The organism is Nocardia sp. CC227C (assembly GCF_030767025.1).
Taxonomy (GTDB): domain Bacteria; phylum Actinomycetota; class Actinomycetes; order Mycobacteriales; family Mycobacteriaceae; genus Nocardia.
Map to the genome: position 1 here is coordinate 1 of NZ_JASITE010000037.1, position 5,208 is coordinate 5,208.

Genomic DNA, 5,208 nt, shown 5'->3' on the forward strand with positions numbered 1-5,208 from the left:
TTCGCGAAGGATGTTCCGGCGGTGTCCTACTCTCCCACACCCTGTCGAGTGCAGTACCATCGGCGCAGGTGGCCTTAGCTTCCGGGTTCGGAATGGGACCGGGCGTTTCCCCACCGCTATAGCCGCCGTAACTCTATGAAACTGTCCACACCACGAACACCCCACACAGGGGTTCGAGCGTGTGTGTGTTGTTTCAGATACCGCACAGTGGACGCGTAACATCGTTGTTGGTAAGTCCTCGGCCTATTAGTACCAGTCACCTCCACACGTTACCGCGCTTCCAGTTCTGGCCTATCAACCCAATGGTCTGTTGGGGGCCTTACCCCCTCGAAGGGGTGAGAAACCTCATCTTGGAACAGGCTTCCCGCTTAGATGCTTTCAGCGGTTATCCCTTCCGAACGTGGCCAACCAGCCATGCTCCTGGCGGAACAACTGGCACACCAGAGGTTCGTCCGTCCCGGTCCTCTCGTACTAGGGACAGCCTTCCTCAAGTTTCTAACGCGCGCGGCGGATAGAGACCGAACTGTCTCACGACGTTCTAAACCCAGCTCGCGTGCCGCTTTAATGGGCGAACAGCCCAACCCTTGGGACCTACTCCAGCCCCAGGATGCGACGAGCCGACATCGAGGTGCCAAACCATCCCGTCGATATGGACTCTTGGGGAAGATCAGCCTGTTATCCCCGGGGTACCTTTTATCCGTTGAGCGACACCGCTTCCACATGCCGGTGCCGGATCACTAGTCCCGACTTTCGTCCCTGCTCGACATGTCTGTCTCACAGTCAAGCTCCCTTGTGCACTTGCACTCGACACCTGATTGCCAACCAGGCTGAGGGAACCTTTGGGCGCCTCCGTTACATTTTGGGAGGCAACCGCCCCAGTTAAACTACCCACCAGGCACTGTCCCTGAACCCGATCAGGGTCCGAGGTTAGAAGTCCAATACGATCAGAGTGGTATTTCAACGACGACTCCCACAACACTAGCGTGCCGCTTTCACAGTCTCCCACCTATCCTACACAAACCGTACCGAACACCAATACCAAGCTATAGTGAAGGTCCCGGGGTCTTTTCGTCCTGCCGCGCGTAACGAGCATCTTTACTCGTAATGCAATTTCGCCGAGTCTGTGGTTGAGACAGCAGAGAAGTCGTTACGCCATTCGTGCAGGTCGGAACTTACCCGACAAGGAATTTCGCTACCTTAGGATGGTTATAGTTACCACCGCCGTTTACCGGGGCTTAAATTCTCAGCTTCGCGCATTACTGCGCTAACCGGTCCTCTTAACCTTCCGGCACCGGGCAGGCGTCAGTCCGTATACATCGTCTTACGACTTCGCACGGACCTGTGTTTTTAGTAAACAGTCGCTTCTCTCTGGTCTCTGCGACCACCACCAGCTCAAGCTGCAAGAGCCGTCACCAGCCGTGGTCCCCCTTCTCCCGAAGTTACGGGGGCATTTTGCCGAGTTCCTTAACCACAGTTCTCTCGATCGCCTCGGTATTCTCTACCTGACCACCTGTGTCGGTTTGGGGTACGGGCCGTGTACCAACTCACTAGAGGCTTTTCTCGGCAGCATAGGATCACTGAATTCGCCTCAATCGGCTACGCATCACCTCTCAGGCCATATGAGACGCGGATTTACCTACGTCTCGCCCTACCGGCTTACACCAGGTATTCCATCACCTGGCCCAGCTACCTTCCTGCGTCACCCCATCGCTTGACTACTACAATCAGGGTCGTGCGCAGCCCCCTCCAGCCACCCGAAGGTGGTCTTTCGGGATTTGGGCACTTAGCACAACTGATTCGCCATTGGGCGCGGATACACGGGTACGGGAATATCAACCCGTTGTCCATCGGCTACGCCTGTCGGCCTCGTCTTAGGTCCCGACTCACCCTGGGCGGATTAACCTGGCCCAGGAACCCTTGGTCATTCGGCGGACGAGTTTCTCACTCGTCTTTCGCTACTCATGCCTGCATTCTCACTCGCGCAGCCTCCACGACTAGGTCACCCTGCCGCTTCCCTGGCTACACGACGCTCCCCTACCCACCCAGACTCCTGGCTCGAAAGCAGAATTAATGTCTGAGTGCCGCGGCTTCGGCGGTGTACTTGAGCCCCGCTACATTGTCGGCGCAGGATCACTTGACCAGTGAGCTATTACGCACTCTTTCAAGGATGGCTGCTTCTAAGCCAACCTCCTGGTTGTCTCTGCGACCCCACATCCTTTTCCACTTAGTACACGCTTAGGGGCCTTAGCCGGCGATCTGGGCTGTTTCCCTCTCGACTACGAAGCTTATCCCCCGCAGTCTCACTGCCACGCTCTCACACACCGGCATTCGGAGTTTGGCTGACTTCGGTAAGCTGGTAGGCCCCCTAGGCCATCCAGTAGCTCTACCTCCGGCGTGAAACACGTGACGCTGCACCTAAATGCATTTCGGGGAGAACCAGCTATCACGGAGTTTGATTGGCCTTTCACCCCTACCCACAGCTCATCCCCTCAGTTTTCAACCTAAGTGGGTTCGGGCCTCCACGACGTCTTACCGTCGCTTCACCCTGGCCATGGGTAGATCACTCCGCTTCGGGTCCATAGCATGCGACTCAGACGCCCTATTCGGACTCGCTTTCGCTACGGCTACCCCACACGGGTTAACCTCGCCACATACCGATGACTCGCAGGCTCATTCTTCAAAAGGCACGCCATCACCCCACCCCAAAGGGAAGGCTCTGACGGATTGTAAGCGCACGGTTTCAGGTACTATTTCACTCCCCTCCCGGGGTACTTTTCACCTTTCCCTCACGGTACTAGTCCGCTATCGGTCACCAGGTAGTATTCAGGCTTACCGGGTGGTCCCGGCAGATTCACAGCAGATTTCACGGGCCCGCTGCTACTCGGGAGACATCCACAACAGAGAACACGTTTTCGCCTACCGGACTCTCACCGTCTACGGTTGGCCATCCCAGACCAATTCAGCTAACGCGATCTTTTCTGACTGTCGCTCAGCTCGGCAGAACTGAGAAGAATGTTCCCACAACCCCGCACAGACAACGACTGCCGTCTATCACATCTACACGGTTTAGCCTCATCCGCTTTCGCTCGCCACTACTCACGGAATCACAATTGTTTTCTCTTCCTGTGGGTACTGAGATGTTTCACTTCCCCACGTTCCCTCCACACACCCTATATATTCAGGCGTGGGTGACACGACATCACTCGTGCCGGGTTTCCCCATTCGGACATCCTCGGATCTCAGCTCGGTTGACAGCTCCCCGAGGCTTATCGCAGCCTCCTACGTCCTTCATCGGCTCCTGGTGCCAAGGCATCCACCGTACGCTCTTACACACTTACAAACAAAGATGCTCGCGTCCACTGTGCAGTTCTCAAACAACACACCCACCCAAACCTGAATTTCGAAGCCAGTCCCGAGCACGCCCGGCGGTACCAACGAAGATCCGAGTGGATCGTCTTCTTGCCTGGAAAGAACGTCTGTTCTTTCAGGACCCAACAGTGTGTCGATATATCACCACGCTCGGAGCATGCACTCCTCGCTGATGCGGTGAGGTTGTCAGCGTTCCACCCATGAGCTCCGCCGGACTACATGTGAGTCCGAAACGGCTCTGGCACAGTCACTCTCGACTCTTCGAGGCGCCTGAGCAGATGCTCCTTAGAAAGGAGGTGATCCAGCCGCACCTTCCGGTACGGCTACCTTGTTACGACTTCGTCCCAATCGCCGATCCCACCTTCGACAGCTCCCTCCCACAAGGGGTTAGGCCACCGGCTTCGGGTGTTACCGACTTTCATGACGTGACGGGCGGTGTGTACAAGGCCCGGGAACGTATTCACCGCAGCGTTGCTGATCTGCGATTACTAGCGACTCCAACTTCACGGGGTCGAGTTGCAGACCCCGATCCGAACTGAGACCGGCTTTAAGGGATTCGCTCCACCTCACGGTATCGCAGCCCTCTGTACCGGCCATTGTAGCATGTGTGAAGCCCTGGACATAAGGGGCATGATGACTTGACGTCGTCCCCACCTTCCTCCGAGTTGACCCCGGCAGTCTCTCACGAGTCCCCGCCATAACGCGCTGGCAACATAAGATAAGGGTTGCGCTCGTTGCGGGACTTAACCCAACATCTCACGACACGAGCTGACGACAGCCATGCACCACCTGTACACCAACCACAAGGGGGGCGACATCTCTGCCGCTTTCTGGTGTATGTCAAACCCAGGTAAGGTTCTTCGCGTTGCATCGAATTAATCCACATGCTCCGCCGCTTGTGCGGGCCCCCGTCAATTCCTTTGAGTTTTAGCCTTGCGGCCGTACTCCCCAGGCGGGGCGCTTAATGCGTTAGCTACGGCACGGATCCCGTGGAAGGAAACCCACACCTAGCGCCCACCGTTTACGGCGTGGACTACCAGGGTATCTAATCCTGTTCGCTACCCACGCTTTCGCTTCTCAGCGTCAGTTACTGCCCAGAGACCCGCCTTCGCCACCGGTGTTCCTCCTGATATCTGCGCATTTCACCGCTACACCAGGAATTCCAGTCTCCCCTGCAGTACTCTAGTCCGCCCGTATCGACCGCAAGCTCGCAGTTGAGCTGCAAGTTTTCACGATCGACGCGACGAACCGCCTACAAGCTCTTTACGCCCAGTAATTCCGGACAACGCTCGCACCCTACGTATTACCGCGGCTGCTGGCACGTAGTTGGCCGGTGCTTCTTCTACAGGTACCGTCACTTGCGCTTCGTCCCTGTCGAAAGCGGTTTACAACCCGAAGGCCGTCATCCCGCACGCGGCGTCGCTGCATCAGGCTTTCGCCCATTGTGCAATATTCCCCACTGCTGCCTCCCGTAGGAGTCTGGGCCGTGTCTCAGTCCCAGTGTGGCCGGTCGCCCTCTCAGGCCGGCTACCCGTCGTCGCCTTGGTAGGCCGTTACCCCACCAACAAGCTGATAGGCCGCGGGCCCATCTCGCACCAGTAAACCTTTCCACCACAAACCATGCGATTCGCGGTCATATCCGGTATTAGACCCAGTTTCCCAGGCTTATCCCAGAGTGCGAGGCAGATCACCCACGTGTTACTCACCCGTTCGCCGCTCGTGTACCCCGAAGGGCCTTACCGCTCGACTTGCATGTGTTAAGCACGCCGCCAGCGTTCGTCCTGAGCCAGGATCAAACTCTCCGTTGAAGACTCTCAACCAACCCCTCCCACAAAGGAA

Annotated in this window: 3 rRNA genes; all 3 read right to left on the bottom strand. The window is 57.0% G+C overall.

The features are described from left to right. Positions 1–13: 13 nt before the first annotated feature. Positions 14–130 (bottom strand): 5S ribosomal RNA (rrf, locus tag QMO76_RS35110). A gap of 96 nt (positions 131–226) precedes the next feature. Then, positions 227–3,340 (bottom strand): 23S ribosomal RNA (locus QMO76_RS35115). A gap of 318 nt (positions 3,341–3,658) precedes the next feature. Beyond that, positions 3,659–5,177: ribosomal RNA gene (locus QMO76_RS35120) — 16S ribosomal RNA — on the bottom strand. Together the 16S, 23S and 5S rRNA genes form the textbook arrangement of a ribosomal RNA operon. Positions 5,178–5,208: the final 31 nt, after the last annotated feature.